16 protein-coding genes and 1 pseudogene are annotated in these 19,810 nt (G+C 74.4%); 12 read left to right on the plus strand and 5 right to left on the minus strand.

Annotated elements, in window-relative coordinates; all coding sequences use genetic code 11:
* The 3 genes from G6W55_RS01275 to G6W55_RS01285 are packed head-to-tail and all read left to right on the plus strand — an operon-like array spanning position 1 to position 2,983.
* Complete coding sequence (locus G6W55_RS01275; RefSeq protein ID WP_309243591.1) at positions 1-1,107, plus strand: iron ABC transporter permease; 1,107 nt, start codon at positions 1-3, stop codon at positions 1,105-1,107.
* Entirely contained in the window at positions 1,104-1,934 is an 831-nt protein-coding gene (locus tag G6W55_RS01280) for an ABC transporter ATP-binding protein (protein WP_175518828.1), read from the plus strand. Before G6W55_RS01275 ends, G6W55_RS01280 begins: the two co-directional genes overlap by 4 nt.
* The gene (locus tag G6W55_RS01285; RefSeq protein ID WP_309243592.1) at positions 1,928-2,983 is read left to right on the plus strand and encodes an ABC transporter substrate-binding protein; all 1,056 of its coding nucleotides are present in this window, start codon (positions 1,928-1,930) and stop codon (positions 2,981-2,983) included. The genes G6W55_RS01280 and G6W55_RS01285 overlap by 7 nt, the downstream gene beginning before the upstream one ends.
* A 74-nt stretch (positions 2,984-3,057) precedes the next feature.
* Here G6W55_RS01285 and G6W55_RS01290 read toward each other — a convergent pair whose 3' ends face one another.
* Together G6W55_RS01290 and G6W55_RS01295 are read right to left on the minus strand one after the other, a co-directional pair.
* Entirely contained in the window at positions 3,058-4,743 is a 1,686-nt protein-coding gene (locus G6W55_RS01290) for an ABC transporter ATP-binding protein (RefSeq protein WP_175518829.1), read from the minus strand.
* Positions 4,736-6,427, minus strand: a complete 1,692-nt coding sequence (locus G6W55_RS01295; RefSeq protein WP_175518830.1) for an ABC transporter ATP-binding protein — start codon at positions 6,425-6,427, stop codon at positions 4,736-4,738. Before G6W55_RS01295 ends, G6W55_RS01290 begins: the two co-directional genes overlap by 8 nt.
* Before the next feature lie 184 nt (positions 6,428-6,611).
* Between G6W55_RS01295 and G6W55_RS01300 the strand changes: the two genes are divergently transcribed.
* From G6W55_RS01300 to G6W55_RS01325, 6 genes and pseudogenes are all read left to right on the plus strand, one after another.
* The gene (locus G6W55_RS01300) at positions 6,612-8,519 is read left to right on the plus strand and encodes a siderophore-interacting protein (protein WP_217686378.1); all 1,908 of its coding nucleotides are present in this window, start codon (positions 6,612-6,614) and stop codon (positions 8,517-8,519) included.
* A gap of 163 nt (positions 8,520-8,682) precedes the next feature.
* Positions 8,683-9,573 (plus strand): glycoside hydrolase family 19 protein, encoded by an 891-nt coding sequence (locus G6W55_RS01305; protein ID WP_175518831.1) that lies wholly within the window; start codon positions 8,683-8,685, stop codon positions 9,571-9,573.
* A gap of 92 nt (positions 9,574-9,665) precedes the next feature.
* Positions 9,666-10,283 (plus strand): dihydrofolate reductase family protein, encoded by a 618-nt coding sequence (locus tag G6W55_RS01310; RefSeq protein ID WP_175518833.1) that lies wholly within the window; start codon positions 9,666-9,668, stop codon positions 10,281-10,283.
* 132 nt (positions 10,284-10,415) lie between these two features.
* A pseudogene (locus tag G6W55_RS01315) lies at positions 10,416-11,161 on the plus strand (sulfite exporter TauE/SafE family protein).
* Positions 11,162-11,387: 226 nt separating this feature from the next.
* Positions 11,388-11,846: an SRPBCC family protein gene (locus G6W55_RS01320; protein ID WP_175518835.1), complete on the plus strand. Its 459-nt coding sequence runs from the start codon at positions 11,388-11,390 to the stop codon at positions 11,844-11,846.
* A gap of 30 nt (positions 11,847-11,876) precedes the next feature.
* Complete coding sequence (locus G6W55_RS01325; protein WP_175518836.1) at positions 11,877-12,731, plus strand: hypothetical protein; 855 nt, start codon at positions 11,877-11,879, stop codon at positions 12,729-12,731.
* A gap of 24 nt (positions 12,732-12,755) precedes the next feature.
* Here G6W55_RS01325 and G6W55_RS01330 read toward each other — a convergent pair whose 3' ends face one another.
* On the minus strand, positions 12,756-13,460 hold the full coding sequence (locus G6W55_RS01330) for a DUF2470 domain-containing protein (protein ID WP_030782837.1): 705 nt from the start codon (positions 13,458-13,460) through the stop codon (positions 12,756-12,758).
* Between the two features lie 251 nt (positions 13,461-13,711).
* On the opposite strand from G6W55_RS01330, the gene G6W55_RS38435 reads away from it, so the two are divergent.
* From G6W55_RS38435 to G6W55_RS01345, 3 genes are all read left to right on the plus strand, one after another.
* Positions 13,712-14,026 carry a hypothetical protein gene (locus G6W55_RS38435; protein WP_175518838.1) on the plus strand — a complete coding sequence of 105 codons (315 nt, stop codon included), beginning with the start codon at positions 13,712-13,714 and terminating at the stop codon, positions 14,024-14,026.
* Positions 14,027-14,098: 72 nt separating this feature from the next.
* Complete coding sequence (locus G6W55_RS01340; RefSeq protein ID WP_175518840.1) at positions 14,099-15,472, plus strand: pyridoxal-dependent decarboxylase; 1,374 nt, start codon at positions 14,099-14,101, stop codon at positions 15,470-15,472.
* Between the two features lie 33 nt (positions 15,473-15,505).
* Positions 15,506-16,039: a putative immunity protein gene (locus tag G6W55_RS01345; protein ID WP_175518841.1), complete on the plus strand. Its 534-nt coding sequence runs from the start codon at positions 15,506-15,508 to the stop codon at positions 16,037-16,039.
* Here the strand turns inward: G6W55_RS01345 and G6W55_RS01350 are convergent.
* Entirely contained in the window at positions 16,036-16,629 is a 594-nt protein-coding gene (locus G6W55_RS01350; protein ID WP_175518843.1) for a sarcosine oxidase subunit gamma, read from the minus strand. The genes G6W55_RS01345 and G6W55_RS01350 overlap by 4 nt on opposite strands.
* The gene (locus G6W55_RS01355; RefSeq protein WP_175518845.1) at positions 16,622-19,807 is read right to left on the minus strand and encodes a sarcosine oxidase subunit delta family protein; all 3,186 of its coding nucleotides are present in this window, start codon (positions 19,805-19,807) and stop codon (positions 16,622-16,624) included. The genes G6W55_RS01350 and G6W55_RS01355 overlap by 8 nt, the downstream gene beginning before the upstream one ends.
* Between the last annotated feature and the right edge of the window lie 3 nt (positions 19,808-19,810).

Consider the following 19,810-nt stretch of genomic DNA (forward strand, 5'->3'; position numbering starts at 1 on the left):
GTGCGGAATCCCCTCGGCGACACGGCCACGGCCGCGCCGTACCGCCCCGCCTCCGTGCGGGACGGCGACTCCGTGCACCGGACGGCGGCGCGGTTGCGGGCCGCGCGGCGGGCCGCGGTCCGGCGTACGGTCCTCACCGGCGCGCTGCTGACCGTCGTACTCCTCGCCCTGCTGGCGGCGTCGCTGCTGTTGGGCGGGCTGCGCGGGATGTCCGGGCGGGACGTGGTGCCCGCGGCGCTCGGGATGCGGACCGGGCTCGCCGACTACGTCATGCACGGCATCCGGTTCCCGCGCGCCCTGGTGGCGCTGCTCTCCGGGGCGCTGTTCGGACTGACCGGCGCGCTCTACCAGCGGCTGATCCGCAACCCGCTGGCCACCCCGGACATCGTCGGCATCTCGGCCGGCGCCGGGGCGGGGGCGGTCACGGTGCTGCTCTTCGCGCCGCTGGTCCCCTTCGGCGTCGAGGCCGGCGCGATCGGCGGATCGTTCGTGATGGTCGGCGCGGTCCTCGCGCTGAGCCGGCGCGGCGGCCGGGTGGACACCTACCGGCTGGTGCTCATCGGCATCGGCATGGCCGCCGTCTGCACGGCGTACGTCAACTACCTGCTGACACTGGCCGGGGACCAGAGCCTCGCCCAGGTGATGCGCTGGCTGGTCGGCAGCGTCAGCGGCGCCACCTGGGACGGGGTGACCACCCTGGCCGTCGGGTTCGCGCTGTGCGCGCTCGTCGCGCTGCCGCTGAGCCGGGCGCTGGGGACGATGGCGCTCGGCGACCACCTGGCCGCCGGGCTCGGCACCCGGGTCCCGGCGGCCCGGATCGCCACCCTGCTGCTGGGGGCGGCCGCCGCCGCGCTGGCGACCAGCGTCACCGGACCCGTCGGCTTCGTCTCGCTCATCAGCGGCCCGATCGCGGCCCGGCTCGCCGGTACCGAACGCGCCCTCGTCCTCGCCGCCCCGGTGGGAGCGGTGATCGTGCTCGGCGCGGACGTCGCCGCCCGGCACGCCCCGCTGGTCTCCCCCGTGCCCACCGGCGCGCTCACGGCGCTGCTCGGCGCCCCGTACTTCGTCTGGCTGATCCTCCGGCGCCGATCAGGAGCCCCCTCATGAGCACCGCGTCCTCCCCCGCCCTCGCCGCCCGCTCGGTCACCGCCGGCTACGACGGCCGTACCGTCCTCGACGGTCTGTCCCTGGACGTCCCGCGGGGCCGGATCACCGCGCTGGTGGGCCCCAACGCCTGCGGCAAGTCCACCCTGTTGAAGTCGCTGGCCCGGCTGCTGCCGGTCGCCGCCGGGACGGTCCTGCTCGACGGCCGGGACATCCACGCGCTGCCCACCCGGGAGGTGGCCCGGCGGCTCGGCATCCTGCCGCAGTCGCCGCTCGCCCCGGAGGGCATCACCGTCGCGGACCTGGTCCAGCGCGGCCGCCATCCGCACCAGCGGTTCGGCGCCCGGCGCGGCACGGCCGACGACCTCGTCATCGCGCGGGCGCTGCGGGCCACCGGCACCGAGGATCTCGCCGCCCGGCCCGTGGACGAGCTGTCCGGCGGTCAGCGCCAGCGGGTGTGGATCGCGCTGGCCCTCGCCCAGGAGACGCCGACGCTGCTGCTGGACGAGCCCACCACCTATCTCGACATCGCCCACCAGATCGAGGTCATGGATCTGCTCGCCGATCTCAACGAGCGGACCGGCAAGACCATCGTCCTGGTGTCGCACGACCTCAATCAGGCGGCCCTGTACGCGTCGACGATCGTCGCGATGCGCGACGGCCGGATCGTCCGGCAGGGCACGCCCCACGAGGTCCTCACCGAGCGGACGGTCTCCGAGGTCTTCGGACTCGACTGTCTGATCGTTCCCCATCCCCGGTCCGACCGGCCCCAGATCTTCCCGATGGGCCGCCGGCACCTCGACACCCCGCAGGAGAACCACCCGTGCTGAACCGTCCCGCCGGCAGAACCCCCGGCCGCCGACTGCGCCGCGGCGTCCTCGCCCTGACCACCGCGCTCTCGATCGGGCTGCTCGCCGCCTGCGGCGGCTCCGACTCCTCCTCCGCCACCGGTGCGACGAACTCCGGCAAGGGGAGCGGCGGTTCGTTCCCGGTCACGATGAAGAACGCCTGGGGCACCACCGAGGTCGAGAAGAAGCCGGTCAAGGTGGCCACGCTCTCCGACGGCGACACCTCGATCGCGCTCGCCCTCGGAGTCGTCCCGGTGATCAGCCCGGACGTCGAGGACGGCGCGAAGCTCCCCGCGTACAAGCAGCGCGCCCTCGACAAGCTCGGCGTCGACAAGCTGACCATGTACGACGACACCGACGGCACCGCCTACGAGGACATCGCCGCCGCGGCCCCCGACGTCATCCTCGGGGTCAACACCTGGGAGATGGACAAGGACTACGACAAGCTCACCCCGATCGCGCCGGTCGTCACCTTCACCGACAAGAAGCAGGCCGACACCATGACCTGGCAGGAGCGGCTGGAGACGGCCGCCCGGGCGCTGGGCCTCGAAGCGGAGGCGAAGAAGGTGATCGCCGCGACGGAGAAGGTCACCGCCGACGCCGCGGCGGCGCACCCGGAGTTCAAGGGCAGGACGTACACCTACGCCGTGGTCCACCCCGAGCAGATCAGTTTCATGTCCTACGCCGAGCAGGACCCGGGCGTCTTCGAGCAGCTCGGTTTCACCAAGACGGACAAGGCGAAGAACTACGCGCCGGACAAGAACGGCGTGAGCCTGGAGAACGTCGACCAGCTCGACGCCGATGTCCTGCTCGTCTCCTACCCGTTCGGTGACCGCGGGGTGCTCAGCCCCGAGGAGCTGGAGAAGAACAAGCTGTTCCGGTCCCTGGGGGCCGTGAAGAACGGCCACTTCGTGGTCGTGCCGTGGGAGAACATGCTGGCCTCCGCCCTCGCCTACCCGGACGCGCTGAGCGCCCCGTGGGTGGTCGAGGAGCTGACGCCGCTGCTGGCGAAGGCGGCCGCCGGCGCATAACCGCCGCCGTGTATGCGCGAGGGGGCCCGGTCACCACAGGGGAGTGACCGGGCCCCCTCGCGTGTGCGCGCCCGTCAGTGGGGCGGGGTGAGCGTGCCGTGCGGCAGGGTGAGGGTGCGGTGGGCGCGGGCGATGGTGTCCGTGCGGTGGGCGATGACGATCAGGGTGCGGTCCTCGGCGGCCGCCGCGAGCGCCTCCTCGATGCGCGCGGCGGTGTCGTGGTCGACGCCCGCGGTCGCCTCGTCCAGGACCAGGACGGCCGGGTCGGTGAGGAAGGCCCGTACGATCGCGACGAGTTGGCGTTCACCGGCCGACAGGCTCCGGTCCGTCACCGGGGTGTCCAGACCGTCCGGCAGGGTCCCCGTCCAGGCGGTCAGGCCGAGCCGTTCGAGGGCCTCCGAGATCCGGGCGCGACCGGGTACGCACGCCGTCATCGCCAGGTTCTCGGCGAGCGTGCCGTCCACGAGGGCCACCTCCTGGGGGACGAGCGCGATCCGGGCGCGGACCGTCTCCGGGTCGAGCGCGGCCAGATCGTGCCCGGCGAAGGTGATCCGGCCGCGGTCGGGCGGATACAGGCCGGTCAGCAGCTTGCCGAGGGTCGACTTGCCCGAGCCGGTCTCCCCCACGACGGCCAGCCGGTCGCCCGGCGGCACGGTCAGGGTGAGACCGTCCACCACCGTGCGGCCGCCGGGCCGGTAGGTGAACGAGACGTCCTCGGCGCGGAGTTCACCCCGCACGGGCACCTCATGGCGGGTGCCCGGGGGTGCCTCGGGGGCGACGGCGTCGATCAGGCCGAGCAGCCGGCCCAGCCGGACATGGGCCTCGCGGGCGTCGCCCACCGAGCCCGCCAGGTCCTCGAAGCGCAGCAGCACGTCCCGGGTCGCCAGCACGAACACCACCGCCGTACCGGCGCCGAGCAGCCCCCGTCCGGCGAGCGCGGCGCCGAGGACCAGCACCAGGGCCAGCGCGCCCGCCTGCACCAACGCCAGCCGGTTCAGGACGAGTTCGGCCCGCACCTGGACCGTGCGGGCCGTGAGCAGCCGGTCGTTGTCCCGGCCGAACCGCTCCAGCCAGCGCGGCACACTGCCGCTGGTCCACAACTGCTCGCGGGCCGGGAGGGATTCACCGAAGGTGGCGGCGACATCCGCCTCGGCGTCGGCCAGCCGCTCGTACGCCGGTCCCGAACGGCGGTGGAACGCCCGGACGACCGCCAGGGCCGCCGGCACGAACAGCGCCAGCAGGGCGAGCGCCAACGGCCAGGAGGACACCAGCAGCAGCACGACGGTGAAGAGCAACACCGCTGCGGCCGCGAAGAGATCGGGCAGGGTGCCGCCGGCGAACGCGGCGAGCCCGCTGATCTCCCCGGTGAGCCTGCGGTGCAGTTCGCCCGCGCGCCGCTGTTCCAGGAAACGCAGCGGCGCGGCCCCGACGGCGGCGGTGGCCCGGTCGCGCAGGACGGCGAGGATCCGCTCCCCCACCCGGACCAGCGTGGTCCGGGACAGCCAGACCAGCGCCGAGGCCACGAGGGTGAGGCCCAGCAGAAGGAGCAGCCTGCGCAGCAGGGCGGGCGGGTCGCCGGCCGCGACGGCGTCCACGACGAGACCGGTGACGGCGGTGGCGCCGACGGCCAGGGCGGCTCCGGCGAGGGTGAGCAGGCCGGTGCCGACGACGGCGAGCCGCAGCCGGCCGGGCACCAGCCGCAGGACACGGCGGAAGACGTGGGCCGGGGCGGCGTCGGTGGGGGTGGCCGGGTCAGACATGGAGGTGCTCCGTCAGAGGGAGGGTGAGGGCGAACTCGCGGTCGGCCAGGGCGCGTACGGCCGGTGAGTGGGTCGCGCACACGACCACGCGCCCGGCGGTGTCCCGGCGCAGCCGGCGCAGCACTTCCGCCTCGGTAGCCGTGTCGAGCGCGGAGGTGACGTCGTCCAGGAGCAGGACGGGACTGTCGTGGAGCAACGCCCGGGCGAGGGCGACGAGTTGGCGCTGTCCGCCGGACAGGGCGCGGCCGCGTTCGCCGACGTCGGTGTCGGTGCCGTGCTTGAGCCCGGCCAGCGCCAGGTCGAGTCCGGCGGTACGGCAGGCGCGGGCGAGGGCGTCGGGCGGGTGGTCGCCGGTGAGGAGCAGGTTGTCGGTGACCGTGCCGCGCATCAGCAGCGGCGCCTCGGGCACCAGGCCCACCGTGAGGTGCGGCCAGGTGTGGAGCGGACGTCCGGCCAGGGTGACCGAGCCCTCGGCGGGCGCCAGTCCGGCGAGCGCGCGCAGCAGGGTGGACTTGCCGCTGCCGGTCGGCCCGGTGAGCGCGATCCACTCGCCGGGGCGGGCGGTGAGGGTGAGGGGCCCCAGGGGCGGCCGTCCGGGGCGGGGCATGGTCAGCCCGGCGACCTGGAGGACCGATTCGCCGGTCACGGGGTCCGGCTGGTGTGTCCGGGCGGCGGGGACCGTTCCCCCGGTGTCCAGGACGGCGGCGACCCGGTCCGCCGCGACGAGCGCGTCCGTACGGTCGCCGAGACGTGCCACGGCGGCGGTCACGGCGACGGACACCGTGCCCATCCACAGCACGAACGTGGTGAGCTGGCCGACGGTGATCCGGCCGTCCAGGGCGGCCCGCCCGCCGGTGAGCAGTCCGGCGACGACGGCGAGGCGGGGCACGGCGAACGCGGTCGCCTCCCACAGGGCGGAGACCGCGCCGAGGCGCAGGGTGTGCCGGGTGACGTCGGCGCTGTGCCGGTGGTGGCGGGCGACCATCAGCCGGTCGGCGCCGACCCCGCGCAACGGCAGCAGGGCCGACAGCAGTTCCTCGACGGTGCCGGAACGCCGGGCGTGGGCGCGGGACAGGGCCTCGGCGCGGACGCCGTACAGGGGCGGGAAGACGCGGTTCACCAGCAGCAGGACGGGCACGGTGGCCGCCGCGACGAGCAGCAGCGCGGGATCGAGGCCGGCCAGGGACGGCACCAGGACCAGGACGGTCGTGCCGATCACCACCCAGGTGGTGAGGCCGTGCACCCAGTAGACGACGGTCTCGACGTCACGGCCGGCCCGGGTCGCGAGGTCCCCGGCGGCTTCCCCCTCGTCCCCTCCGTCGCCGTGCGCGGGCCGGGCGGGATTCTCCAGGACCGAGCGCAGCAGGCGGGTGCGCAACCAGGCGGCGGCGCGGGCCTCGGCGAGGTTGCTCCAGAGCTGCCAGCCGCGCATCCCCGCGTACTCGGCGAGCGCGACGGCGCACAGCGCGGCGGCATACCCGGCGGCCCGTGCGGGGTCGGCGCGGCGGACGGCGGCGTCCAGGGCGAGGCCCAGCAGCCAGGGCAGGGCGAGGAAGGAGCACTGGCGCAGGACGGCCCAGGCGACGGAGCGCAGGACCTGCGGGCGGGCGTGGCGCAGACAGTGCCGCAGCAGCGCCGCGCCCGCCGTGCGGGACGCCGCGCCGGGGCGGGTGGGGAGGGGCATCACCGCACCGTAGGGGCGCTTCGGCGGGCCGGGTCGAAGCGGCCGGGCCGATCCGTCGAAGCGGGCGGCCGGACCCTGGCGCGCGTGCCCGCAGTGCGAGGGATCGGGACGGCGGGTTGGATCCGCGCGCGTCCGCCCCGCCTAGCCTGGGCCGGTCCGCCCGGATGTCCAAGGAGCCGCCCGTATGTCCGCCCGTGTGCCCACCCGCAATCCCCGCTCGGTCGTCACGTTCCCCATCGTGCTGAGGGAGCTGACCGTGCTGGGCGTCGAGGACGTCACGCCGGGCATGCGCCGGGTGACGCTCGGCGGCCCGCAGTTGGGGGCGTTCCACAAGGACGGTCTGGATCTGCCCGCGCTGCGCAGCGAGGGGTTCGACGACCATGTGAAGTTCTTCTTCGCCGAGGAGGGGGCCGACGCCCCGGTCCTGCCGGGGCAGAACGTGTCCAGCCTCGACTGGCCGGCCGACGCCCGGCCGCTGGCCAAGGACTACACGCCGGTGCGGTACGACGCCGAACGCGGCGAGATCGTCTTCGACTTCGTGAAGCACGCGGGCGGTGTCGCCTCGGCGTGGGCTCAGTCGGCCCGCCCCGGGGACGTCACCTGGATCGCCGGGCCCAAGATGTCGCACCGGCATCCGGAGGGCGCGGACTGGCTGCTGGTCCTGGGCGACGAGACGGCGCTGCCGGCGATCGGGCGGTGGCTGGCGGAGATGCCGGCCGGGACCCGGGCGCGGGTGTTCGTCGAGGTCGGCGAGGACAGTCACCGGCAGGAGCTGCCGACCCGGGCCGACGCGCAGATCACCTGGCTGGTGCGGCACGGGGCCCCGGCGGGCACCACCACCCTGCTGGAGGACGCCGTGCGCGCCATGGAGTGGCCGCCCGGTGAGGTGTTCGTGTGGGCGGCCGGGGAGGGCGTCACGCTCAAGGGCATCCGCCGTCATCTCCGGGTGGACCGCGGGGTGCCCCGCGAGCGGACCGACCTCACCGGCTACTGGCGCCGCGCCGAACAGCCGGCACCGCCCGCGGGGCTGCCGGATGCGGGACGGCCGGACGCGGGGGCGGATGCGCCGGTCCATGACGAGGAGGAGCCGGACCCGCACGGCCGGCTGCATGAACTGACCGATCTGGCACCGGGGTTGGTGATCCGCGCGGCGGTCACGGTCGGCCTGGTCGACCACGTCTACCGGGGCGCCCGCACGGTCTCCGAACTGGCCGCCCGTACCGGCACACGGGAGCGGACCCTGTCCGCGCTGCTCGCCTACCTGGTCGACCTGGAGGTGTTCGCGCTCGACGCCGAGGGCTATCGGCTCACCCCGGTCGGGGAGGAGCTGGTGGAGGACGACCACTCGCTGGAGGAGTACGACCTGACGGGCGCCCAGGCGGCGTTCGACCTCGCGCTGTCCGGGCTCCCGGAGGCACTGCGCACGGGCCGGCCCGGGTTCCGTACGGTCTCCGGGCTGCCGTTGGCCGGGGCGCTCGCCGCCGACGAGCGGCTCGGCGGGTCGGCGCGGGCGGCCGTGGAGGACGAGGCGGCGTGGATCGCGCCGGGGGTGCGCGACGGGTACGACTGGGCGTCCGCCGGTTCGGTGACGCTGGCGGGCAGCGGGGCGGGCGCGGTGGCCAACGCCCTCGCCCCGGCGTTCCCGGAGCTGGGCATCCGGATCTCGGCGCTGCCGTCGGTGCTGCGGACGGTGGCGGACGGCGTCCTGGACTCGGCGGCGCTCCCCCGCGTCGAACTGGTCGCGCGGACCGGGCCCGTGCCGTCCGGTGCGGAGACGGTGCTGCTGTGCAAGGCGCTGGACGTGTGCGCGGACGACGACGCGGTGCTGACGCTGCGGGAGAACGCGGCCGCGCTGGCGGCGGGCGGGACCCTGCTCCTCGTCGAGCAGGTCGAGGGCCCGGACGGGTTCGGCGCGGACGGCGAGGCGGCGCTGCACCATCTGCGGCTGGCGGCGGCCTTCGGGTCGGGGCTGCGCTCCGAGACCGAGGTCGCGGGACTCGTGGAACGGGCCGGTCTGCGGGTCCGTTCACGGCGGGACATCGGCTGGGACCACCGGCTGTGGGAGCTGACGCCGGCGGCGCGCACCTCCTGACGGACCCTCAACTCCCCTTGCGTTTACTTCCGTTACGTCAGCTTCCGTTCCCTCGGTCGCCAGATCCTATTGGTCTATACCCTTGACTGGTACATACCAAAGCGGTTGAGTGGGCTCCACACCCCCCACACCCCCCACTGCACCACCGCGAGGAGCTGATCCCGTGTCGAAGCGCCGACTCTCCGCCCTGCTCGCCGCCGTCGCCGTGGCGACCGCCGTACCGGTCCTGACCACGGCCACCGAGGCGTCCGCCGCGTCCTGTTCGAGCTACCCGAGCTGGCAGGCCGGCCGGTCGTACGTCACCGGCGACATCGTCCGCTACACCGACGGCAAGGCGTACATCGCCGAGCACGACAACCCGGGCTACGACCCGATCATCAGCACCTGGTTCTGGGAGCCCTACGCCTGCGACAACGGCCCGACGAACCCCTCGGGCGGCTTCGTGGTGAGCGAGGCGCAGTTCAACCAGATGTTCCCGAACCGGAATTCGTTCTACACGTACAGCGGTCTCAAGGCCGCCCTGAGCGCCTACCCGGGCTTCGCCACCACCGGCAGCGACACCGTCAAGAAGCAGGAGGCGGCGGCCTTCCTCGCCAACGTCAACCACGAGACCGGCGGTCTGGTGCACGTCGTCGAGCAGAACACCGCCAACTACCCGCACTACTGCGACTGGAGCCAGTGGTACGGCTGCCCGGCGGGCCAGGCCGCCTACTACGGGCGCGGCCCCATCCAGTTGAGCTGGAACTTCAACTACAAGGCGGCGGGCGACGCGCTCGGCATCGACCTGCTGGGCAACCCCTGGCTGGTCCAGAACGACTCCGCCGTCGCCTGGAAGACCGCGCTCTGGTACTGGAACACACAGAACGGCCCGGGCACGATGACCCCGCACAACGCGATGGTCAACGGCGCCGGATTCGGCCAGACGATCCGCTCCATCAACGGCTCCCTGGAGTGCGACGGACGCAACCCGGCGCAGGTGCAGAGCCGGGTCGACGCCTATCAGCGGTTCGTCGGGATCCTGGGCACCTCGGCGGGCGGCAACCTCTACTGCTGAACCGGATCCGGGTGCTCCGGAGTGTCGAACCGCCCGTCTCCCGATCGACGGGAGAGTGAAGGCAGTACACCCGAGCACTCCAGGAGCCCCCCATGACCGTGACCGCGGACCTGGCCATCTCTCTCGACGGCTACGTCGCCGGCCCGAACGTCAGCCTCGACAACCCGGGCGGCGACGGCGCCGAGCCGCTCTTCGAGTGGATCCACGGCCTGGCGAGCTGGCGGGAGCGCCAGGGCCTGGCCGGCGGGGCGGAGAACCGCGACTCGGAGCTGATGCGCGAGTGGTTCGACGCCACCGGGGCCGTGGTCATGGGCCGGACGATGTACGAGACGGGCGCGGACTTCTGGGGCGAGGACCCGCCCTTCCGCGCCCCGGTCTTCGTCCTCACCCACCGCCCCCACCCGGCCCTGGTCAAGCAGGGCGGCACCACGTTCACCTTCGTCACCGACGGCGTCCACGACGCGCTCGACCGGGCACGGGCCGCCGCCGGGGACCGCAACGTCGACATCGCCGGCGGCGCGAGCACCGTACGGCAGTACCTCGGGGCGGGGCTGATCGACGAACTGCATCTGCACGTGGTCCCCGCCCTCCTCGGGGGCGGGCTGCGTCTCTTCGACGGCCCGGCCCTGGCCGGACCGCGCGCCCTCGAACCGCTCAGCGTGATCCACACGCCGCTCGCCACCCACCTCAAGTACGGCTTCCCGAAGTGACCCCCGCCCGCGAGGCGGTCCCGCGCCGCGCTCTACGGTGGTGCCGCGCGACGGCGCGATGACAGGGTTCGACGGCGGCACGGGGGCGACGGGGTGGAGTGGGGACCGGCCGTGGCCGGGGTCGCGGTCGGCATGGTGATCGCCGTGGTGACGGCGCCGGTCGGGGTGTCCGGGGCGGTGTTCCTGCTGCCGGTGCAGCTCAGCGTCTTCGCGGTGCCGAACCCGGCCGTCACCCCGACGAACCTGCTCTACAACGTGGTGGCGGGGCCCGGCGCCCTGCTCCGCCACCGGCGGGCCGGCACCCTGGGCGGACCGCTGGTGCGCCGGCTGGTGCTGGGCACGCTGCCCGGTGTGGTCGTCGGGGCGGTCGTCCGCGTGTTCGCCGTACCCGGCCCGTACGTCTTCCGGCTGCTGGTCGCCGCGCTGATGCTGCCGCTGGGCGCCTGGCTGATCGTACGGACCCTGCGCCCGCGCCCGCCGGGATCCGGCGCCCGCCGCCCGCGCCGCGGACCGTGACCGGCCTGGCGCTCGTGGTCGGGGTGGTGGGCGGGGTGTACGGCATCGGCGGCGGCTCGGTCCTCGGCCCGGTCCTCGTCGGGCGGGGCGTGCCCGTCGCCCAGGTCGCCCCCGCCGCGCTGGCCTCCACGTTCGCCACCTCGGTGGTCGGCGCCGGCACCTACGCGCTGCTGTCCCTGGCCTCCACCGGCAGCATCGCCCCCGACTGGTCCCTCGGTCTCGCCTGCGGCCTGGGCGGACTGCTCGGCGGCTATCTCGGCGCCCGGCTCCAGCCGCATCTGCCCGAGGTGCTCCTGCGCCTGCTGCTCGGCACCCTGGCCACCGCGCTCGGCGCGCTGTACGCGCTCGACGCCCTGCGCTGACGGGCGGGCCGGCTCCCGCGCGCCGTGGGCCGCGGGGCCGTGCGTTCGCCGCGCGGGACACCCGGCGATCCCGTAGGGTCGCGGGTGCACGCGGTGCCGCCGCTCCAGGCCGGATGGTCCGGGACGACGGTACGGCGCGTTCTCGCGCGCGCGGGCACGGACGGCGGCTCGGACCGATCACTCGACCCATCATTCGACGGATCACTCGACGGATCAGGAGTGCCCCATGTCAGGACAGTTCGAAGCGATCGTGGACGTCGACCGTCCCATCGACGAGGTGTTCGCCTACCTCGCGGACGGGCGCAACGATCCGCAGTTCAGCCCCCGGGTGCTCAAGATCGAGCGGGTCCCGGACGGTCCGACCGCCGTGGGCACCGTCTTCCGCAGCACCGTCAAGGACGCCGGGATGAAGAGCGCCAGGGAGTTCCGCATCACCACCCTGGAGGCGCCGGTGACGCTCCGGTGGGCCGAGATCTCCAAGAACACGGTGACGGCGCGCGAGGGCGGCTACGACCTGGAGTCGCTGGGCGAGGCCAAGACCCGTGTCCGTATCTTCAACGTCCTGGAGGGCCACGGTCTGGGCAAGCTCCTGATCGGTCTGGCGCTGTCGGCCGCCCGCAAGGACGCCGACGCGTTCGGGCAGCGGATCAAGAGCGCCGCCGAGGCCGCCATCCCCGCGCGCTGACGCCCCGGCACGGCACGGCACGGCACGCCCATGGGACAGGCCGAACAGCGCACCGAGCAGCGCGCCGAGGGTGCGGGACCGTTCACGACCCGGCTCACCTGGCGTCTCGCCGACGGCGGGACGGCGGTGTGGGAGTCACGGCTCGCGCGCCGGCGCGGGGTGCTCGCCGTCCGCGCGCCCGGTGCGGCGGACAGCACGCGCACCCGGGCGGACGCCGTCTCGCTGGCCCGGCTGCGCCGGCTCAACGTCATCGCCTCGCTCGCCTTCGTCGTCGGCGGGGCGCTGTTCGCGGTGGGCGCGGGCGTCGCGCAGTTCGGCTCCGGCGACGCCACCGAGTGCGCCTCGATCTACTTCGCGGGCGGGCTGTTCTTCAACACCGGCGGATACGTCTCGCTGCTCCAGGTGGTGAACGCGCCGCGCCATGTCGGCGGCGGCGAGGGCCGGTTGGTCACCCGGGGGTGGCGGTGGTGGAGCTACGAGCCGATGCGGGTGGACTGGCTGAGCGCGTTCGTGCTGTTCGCGGGCACCCTCGTCTTCGCCGTCGACCTGCTCGACTCCTTTCTGCACGGGCTGAGCGTCCAGCAGGTCAACCGGCTGATCTGGGTGCCGGACGTGGTCGGCTGCATGCTCTTCCTGGTGGCCGGGCACCTCGGTTTCGTCGAGGTGTGCCACGGCCGCCCGCGCGTCCTGCCGCGCAGCCTCGGCTGGTGGATCGTCGCCGTGAACCAGCTCGGGTCCGTGCTGTTCATGGTGTCGGCGGTCACCGCGTTCACCCGCCCCACCACCGACAGCCTCGTCAACGCGGACATCGCCAACTGGGGCACGCTCACCGGCGCGGCCTGCTTCTCCCTGGCCGGTGTCCTCCAGCTCTGTGAACGGCCCTGAGCGCTATGGCCGTTCCGGCAGCGGTCAGGGCAGCAGATGGGCCGTGTGGGAGAGGCGGCGGGCGGCGGACAGCAGGGCGTGGATCTGGGGGCCGATGTGGTCGAGGTGCGCCAGCGGGGTCCGGAAGGGGACGCGGACGTCGCGGTGGGTGCGGGGGTATTCGAGGCGCAGGGTGAGGCCGTAGCGGTCGAGCGCCACCGGGAGGGCGCGCAGGACGCCGGTGTCGGGGGCGGGGCGGACGAGGCGCAGCAGCCGGGGGACGAGGTCGCTGTGGTCGTCGAGGAGATGGGTCAGCAGGGACGCCTCGCTGGTCGCCACGGGGTCGAGTTCGGCGTCCTCCAGTTCCTGGAGGGTGATGTAGGTGCGCCCGGCGGCGTCCTCCAGGATGGCCTGGCCGAACTCCATGCAGGTGCTGCCGGTGGCGGCGGGGTCGTAGGGGCCGGCGAGCAGTCCGGTCAGGGTGACGCGGGCGCGCAGCCGGTCGCGCACCGGGGTGGGGGCGATGTCGGTGAGTTCCAGTTTCACCGGGAAGGGCGTGCCCGTGCGGTGCTCGCCGGTCTCCAGGGGCGCGTGCAGGTGGACGTGTCCCATGGCGCCCTCCCCGTCGAGCCGGTGGACCTCGGCGTGCCGGCCGTCGCTGACGACGGTCATGGAATGGGCGGCGGCCAGGATCGAGCGGGTGCGCTCGGCGGCCGTCGGTGCGGTGGCGAGGGGGTGGGAACGGCGCATCCGGGCTCTCCAGACCGTATAGCTACTTAGGTATGCCTAACCTAACCCATCGGCGCCTCTGCTGCCCAGATCCCCGACGCAACGGCCGAAACGCGTGGGGCGGTTGCGGAAGCCCTCGGGGCTGTTGTTCCGACGAGCCGATGACCCGCCGATGACGCCGTCGGCGTGACTTCCGCGCCCCACCGCAACCGGGGACCGCCCCGCGGCCCTCTCATCCCGCACAACCACCCGCTGCCGGTGAGGAGACACCCGTGACCACCACCGTTGAGCACCACTCGCCCCGCGCCTTCGTCGACCCCTACGCCGTCGACACCCCCGAGGTCGTGTGGCCGGTCCCGGCCGGATCGCACCCCGACACCGACTTCCTGCTGCCGCCCCCGCGGCCCGCGGAGCGCCTCCACTACACCCTCCACCCCAGCGACCAGCGCCGCCTCGACCTGCACGCGGCGCTGACGGCGGCCGGCATCCCGCCGCACCCGGAGGACCAGGAGGCCATCGACCAGCTCAGCACCCTGTCCGAGAGCATCAACGCCGCCCTGCACCGCTGGCTGCACCACAGCGGCTGACCGGGCCGTGGGACAGGGACGGCGGGCCGCGGCCGGTTGCGGGGCCGCGGCGGCCGTCCCATAGTCCGAGGTATGGATGAGCGCGAGGCGGCGCTCCGCAGGGCGCACGACCACGCGGTGCGCTGGCTGGCGAGCCTGCCCGACCGTCCGGTTCCGGCCCGCGCCCCGGTCGAGGAGATCGTGCGCGCGCTCGGCGCGGAGCTGCCCGCGGGGCCCAGCCCGCCCGCCGAGGTCGTCGACCTGCTGGCCACCGCCTGCGAGCCGGGGCTCACCGCGTTCCCCGGCGGACGCTTCTACGGCTTCGTCGTCGGCGGCACCGAACCGGCCGCGCTGGCCGCGGACTGGCTGGTCGCCGCGTGGGACCAGAACAGCGTCATGCGCGCCGTCTCCCCCGCGCACTCGGCGGTGGAGGACATCGCCGGGGCGTGGCTGCTCGACCTGCTGGGGCTGCCGGGCGGCAGCGCCGTCGGATTCACCACCGGCGCCACGATGGCGAACTTCACCTGCCTCGCCACCGCGCGCGACGCGCTGCTGGGCCGGGCCGGCTGGAACGTCGCCCGGGACGGCCTCACCGGCGGCCCCCGTCTGCGCGTCCTCGCCGGCGAACACCGCCACCTGGCCGTCGACCTGGCGCTGCGCTACCTGGGCCTGGGCGAGCCCGAACCGGTGCCGTCCGACGCCCAGGGCCGCATGGACCCGACAGCGCTACGGCGGTCCCTGGCGGACGGCGGACCGGTGCGGCGTCCCACCCTCGTCGTCCTCCAGGCCGGAGAGATCCACTCCGGCGCCTTCGACCCCTTCGAGGAGACGATCCCGGCCGCCCGCGAGGCCGGCGCGTGGGTGCACGTGGACGGCGCCTTCGGGCTGTGGGCGGCCGCCTCCCCGCGTCATGCCGCGCTGACGGCGGGCTGCGCGGCCGCCGACTCCTGGGCGACGGACGCCCACAAGACCCTCAACGTCCCCTACGACTGCGGCCTCGCCGTCGTCCGCGACCCGGCCGCGCTGCGGGCGGCGATGGGTCTTCACGGCGCCTACCTCATCCACGACGAGCACGGCGACCCCATCGACAAGGTGCCCGAACTCTCCCGGCGCGGGCGGGCGTTCACCGTCTGGGCGGCGCTGCGCTCCCTGGGCCGCTCCGGCGTGGCCGACCTCGTGGACCGGCTCTGCCGCCACGCCCGCGCCTTCGCCACCGGCATCGCGGACATCGACGGCGCGACCGTCCTCAACGACGTGGTCTTCACCCAGGTCTGCGCCCGCTTCGGCGACGACGCCCGCACGGACCGCGTCCTCGAACGCCTCCTCGCCGACGGCACGGCCTGGATCACCGGCTCCACCTGGCACGGCCACCGCGTCCTGCGCATCTCGGTGAGCAACTGGTCCACGACCGACGACGACGTGCGCCGCACCCTGGCGGCGATCCGCCGCGCGGTCAACATCCCATGACGACGGGCCCGGCCCCTGCGGCAGGATGACCGCATGCCGACGGAACCGAAGAAGAACCAGTCAGCGAAGATCGAGCTGACCGAACAGGAACTGCGGGACATCACGGCATACGCGGCCGCCTGCGCCCACCGCGCCCTACCGATCTTCGAGCAGTCCGACCCCACCGACCCACGCCCACGCGAAGCCCTCGACGCCGCCCTCGCGTTCGCCTCCGGTGGCCGCCGGACGACCGCTCTCCGCAACCGCGCCTGGGCGGCGTTCAAGGCCGCCCGGGAAGCGTCGACGCCTGCGGCGGAAGACGCGGCACGCGCGGCGAGCCACGCGGCCGCCGCCGCGTACCTCCACCCCCTGGCCGATGCCCACCAGGTCAAGCACGTCCTCGGCGCCGCCGCCCACGCGGCCCGCGCGGAGGAACTGGCCCTCGCCACCCCGGGGACCCTCGACTGGGCCCGCCACCACGCTCCCCGCGCCGTCACCGACGTACTCGCCCGCCTACCCGAAGCCCCCGTCGGCGGCGGCCGGGTGGGAGCCCTCATGCGCGAACTGGACGCGGCGCTGCGGGCCTAGCCGGAGGGTGCCCCTGAGGCCACCAGGTACTCCGTCGCCGCGTCCAGGAGCCAGTGCGTCAGGTAGGGGGCGTAGGAGGAGCGGACCAGGAGCCAGAAGCCTTGGCCGGGGTGGTCGCGGGAGATCAGGGTGATCCCCGTGCGGGCCAGGGTCGTCTGGGCGCAGCGGCGGGGGGTGAAGGCGCGGGGATGGAGGTCGAGGGAGCAGCCGTGGGCGAGGAGGTCGCGGGCTCGGGGGCCCGAGACGAGGAACGTGGTGCGCTGGGCGGAGACGTCGGTGACGGAGACGGGTGCGTCGCCGGCCGCCTCCCGGATGCCCGCCTCCGTCTTCTGCTGGGTTCCCGGGCGGCCGAGCAGCAGCCATTCGTCCGGGCCCAGCCAGAGTGCCGAGGAACGGCTCGTGTGGACCGCCGAGTTGGGTTCCAGGGGGAGGTCCAGGCCCAGTGCCCGGTTCACCGCGTCCGCCGCCGGGTCCTTGGGGTCGAGGCGGATGTCGAGCTGGGCGAGGTAGGGGAGTTCGGCGAGGCGGATCGCGCCCCGGGAGGCGCGGGTGGCGGCGGCCAGCGCGCGGCGCCGTGTCGGGTCAGCCATCGCGGCGGGCTCCCTCGGGGTCGTAGTGGACGGGGCTCGTGACGGTCACCGGGACCAACCGGTCGCCCACCGGGGCGTACAGGCGCTCGCCGACGCGTTCGCGGCCTGCCTCGACCAGGGCGAGGGCGAAGGTGCGGCCGAGGGCGGCGCTGCGGTAGCTGGAGGTGACATGGCCGAGCATCGGGACGGGCGGGGCCGGCAGCACACTGTCGGCGACGAGTTGCGTGCCCTCGGGGAGGAGGGCGCCGGGGTCCTCCGGCACCAGGCCGACCAGGTGTTTGCGGTCGGCGCGGACGGTGTCGGCGCGGCTGTGGGACCGCTTGCCGATGAAGTCGGGCTTCTTCTTCGAGACCGCCCAACTCATGCCGAGGTCCTGCGGGGTGACCGTGCCGTCGGTGTCCTGGCCGATGATCGGGTAGCCCTTCTCGGCGCGCAGGACGTGCATGGTCTCGGTGCCGTACGGGGTGATGCCGTACGGGGCGCCGGTCTCGTACAGCGCCTCCCACAGGGCGAGGGCGTGCCACGGTGACACGTTGATCTCGTAGGCGAGTTCGCCGGAGAAGCTGATCCGGCAGACGCGCGCGGCGATCCCCGCGACCGTGGTGTCCCGCCACGCCATGAAGGGGAAGTCGGTGCTGGAGACGGCCAGTTGAGGGGCCAGGGCGCCCAGTACCGCGCGCGAGTGCGGGCCCACCAGGGCCACCGTCGCCCACTGTTCCGTCACCGACGTGCAGTGGACGCGCAGATGGGGCCACTCGGTCTGGAGCCACTCCTCCATCCAGTCCAGTACGGCGGCCGCGTTGCCGGTGGTCGTGGTCACCAGGAACCGGTCCGGCGCGAGGCGGATGACCGTGCCGTCGTCGAAGACCATGCCGTCCAGCCGGCACATCACGCCGTAGCGGATCATGCCGACCTTCAGGGTGCTCATCAGGTTGCTGTAGAGCAGGTCGAGGAAGGCGGCGGCGTCCGGGCCCTGGACGTCGATCTTGCCGAGGGTGGAGGCGTCCATGAGGGCGACGCCCTTGCGGGCGGCGGCGCACTCGCGCAGTACGGCGGCCGTCATGTCCTCGCCGTCGCGCGGGTAGTACCAGGGGCGTTTCCATTGGCCGACGTTCTCGAACAACGCGCCGTGCGCCTCGTGCCAGGCGTGCAGGGCGGTGGTGCGCACGGGGTCGTGCAGCGCGCCCCGGTCGCGGCCCGCGAGGGCGGCGAAGGAGACGGGGGCATAGGGCGGGCGGAACGTGGTCGTGCCGAGCGCCGAGACGTCCACGCCGAGCAGCTCGGCGACCACACCACCGGCCAGAACCCCCGAGGTCCGGCCCTGGTCGGCGCCGGTGCCCGCCGTGGTGTACCGCTTGGTGTGCTCGACCGAGCGCAGACCGGCGCCGGTCGCGCGTGCCAGGTCGTCGACGGTCACGTCCCGTTGGAGGTCGACGAAGCGGGGCGCGCCCGGGATGCCGGGGACGGCGTACACGTGCCGGGCCGGGGTGTGGGGCCCGGTGGCCGGGACCGGGAGGCGGGGGGACCCGGGTGTGTAGCCCTCGGCCGCCACCGCCCGGGCGCCCGCGGCCGCGCCCTGGGCCAGGACCGTGGCAGCGTCGAACGCGCCGTTCGCACCGCCCGCGACCTCGACGGCCTGCCAACAGGTGTCGGGGACGAACGCGCCGAGCGTCTCGTCGTGGCGCAAGGTGCCGCCCGCCTGGCTGAACAGATGCACGACCGGGTTCCAGCCGCCGGAGACCAGCAGCAGATCGGCGTCGACGTCCCGGCCGCCCGTCGACTCCCCGTACGGCGCCAGGGTCACGCCGGTGAGGCGGTCGTCGCCCCGGGTGCCGATGACCGCGTGCCCCGGCAGCACCTCGATGCCGGCCGCCCGGGCGCGGCGCGCCCACTCCCCCGGGTCCGCGCGCAGATCGGCGACGGCCGCGATGTGCACGCCCGCCGAGGCCAGGTCCAGGGCCGCCGCGTAGGCGCTGTCGTTGGTGGTGAGGACGACGGCCCGGCGGCCGGGCAGGACGCCGTACCGGTTGACGTACGCGCGGGCCGACGCCGCCAGCATCACACCGGGCCGGTCGTTGTCCGCGAAGGCGAGGGAGCGTTCGTGGGCGCCGGTGGCGAGGACGACCCGGCGGGCGCGGATCCGCCAGACGCGTTCGCGGGAGACGTCGGGCGGGGCGGCGGCGCCGAGGTGATGGGTGCGGCGTTCCACGGCGAGGAGGTGGTTGTCGTCGTAGTGGCCGAAGACGGTGGTGCGGCGCAGCAGGCGTGCATCGGGGGCCGCGTCGAGCCGTGCGGTGATCTCGTCCGCCCAGTCGAGGTGTTCGGCCGTGTCCAGGAGGCTGCCGCCGGGCCGCGGCCGGTCGTCGGCGACGATCACCCGCGCGCCGCTGTCCGCTGCCGCCGCCGCGGCGGCGAGGCCGGCCGGGCCCGCTCCGACGATCAGCAGGTCGCAGTGGGTGTGTACGGCGTCGTAGCGGGCGGGGTCCGGTGCGGAGGCGAGGCGGCCGCGTCCGGCGAGACCGCTCGCGACCAGGCCGTCGTACAGCTCGACCGTGGTGGCGGGGAGCATCGGCTCGGGGAAGGGGGCCTCGATCTGGACGAGCGCGTTGGGTTCCTCCACCCCGGCGGAGAAGATGCCGCGGGGGCGGCCGAGCTTGACGCCGGTGCCGGTGCGGACGACTCCGTTGGCGAGCAGGGCGGAGGCGAGGGTGTCGCCGCGGAAGCCCTGGTAGGCGGTGCCGTCGAAGTGGAAGGTGAGGGGCTCGTCGCGGTGCACGAGGCCGCGGGCCGGATGGCGCAGGCTCGTCGCCGGGGGCGCGGGCACGGGGTCCGGGGGCGGGGCCGGGAGTGCCTGACGCGGTTCGAGAGCGACCGTCGGGCGCGGGGGGACCGGCCGTCGCGGCACCGCCTCCGGTCGCGCCTCCCCCACCCGGTACACCGCGAGGATCTCGTTCGTCGACGTGTCGCGCACGGCGTTGAACCAGCGGCGGCAGCCCGCCGTGTGGCTCCAGCGTTCGGCGAAGGGGCCCTTGGGGTTGGCGCGGAAGAACAGGTAGCGGGCCCATTCCTCGTCGCTGAGGGCGAAGGGGTCCTGCGGGTAGGGCACATGGGCCTGGCCGCCGTGGTGGAACTCGGTCTCGTCGCGGGGCCCGCACCACGGGCACGGGATCAGCAGCATGGT

It is taken from the genome of Streptomyces sp. CAI-85 (assembly GCF_013363615.1).
GTDB classification, from domain to species: domain Bacteria; phylum Actinomycetota; class Actinomycetes; order Streptomycetales; family Streptomycetaceae; genus Streptomyces; species Streptomyces antibioticus_B.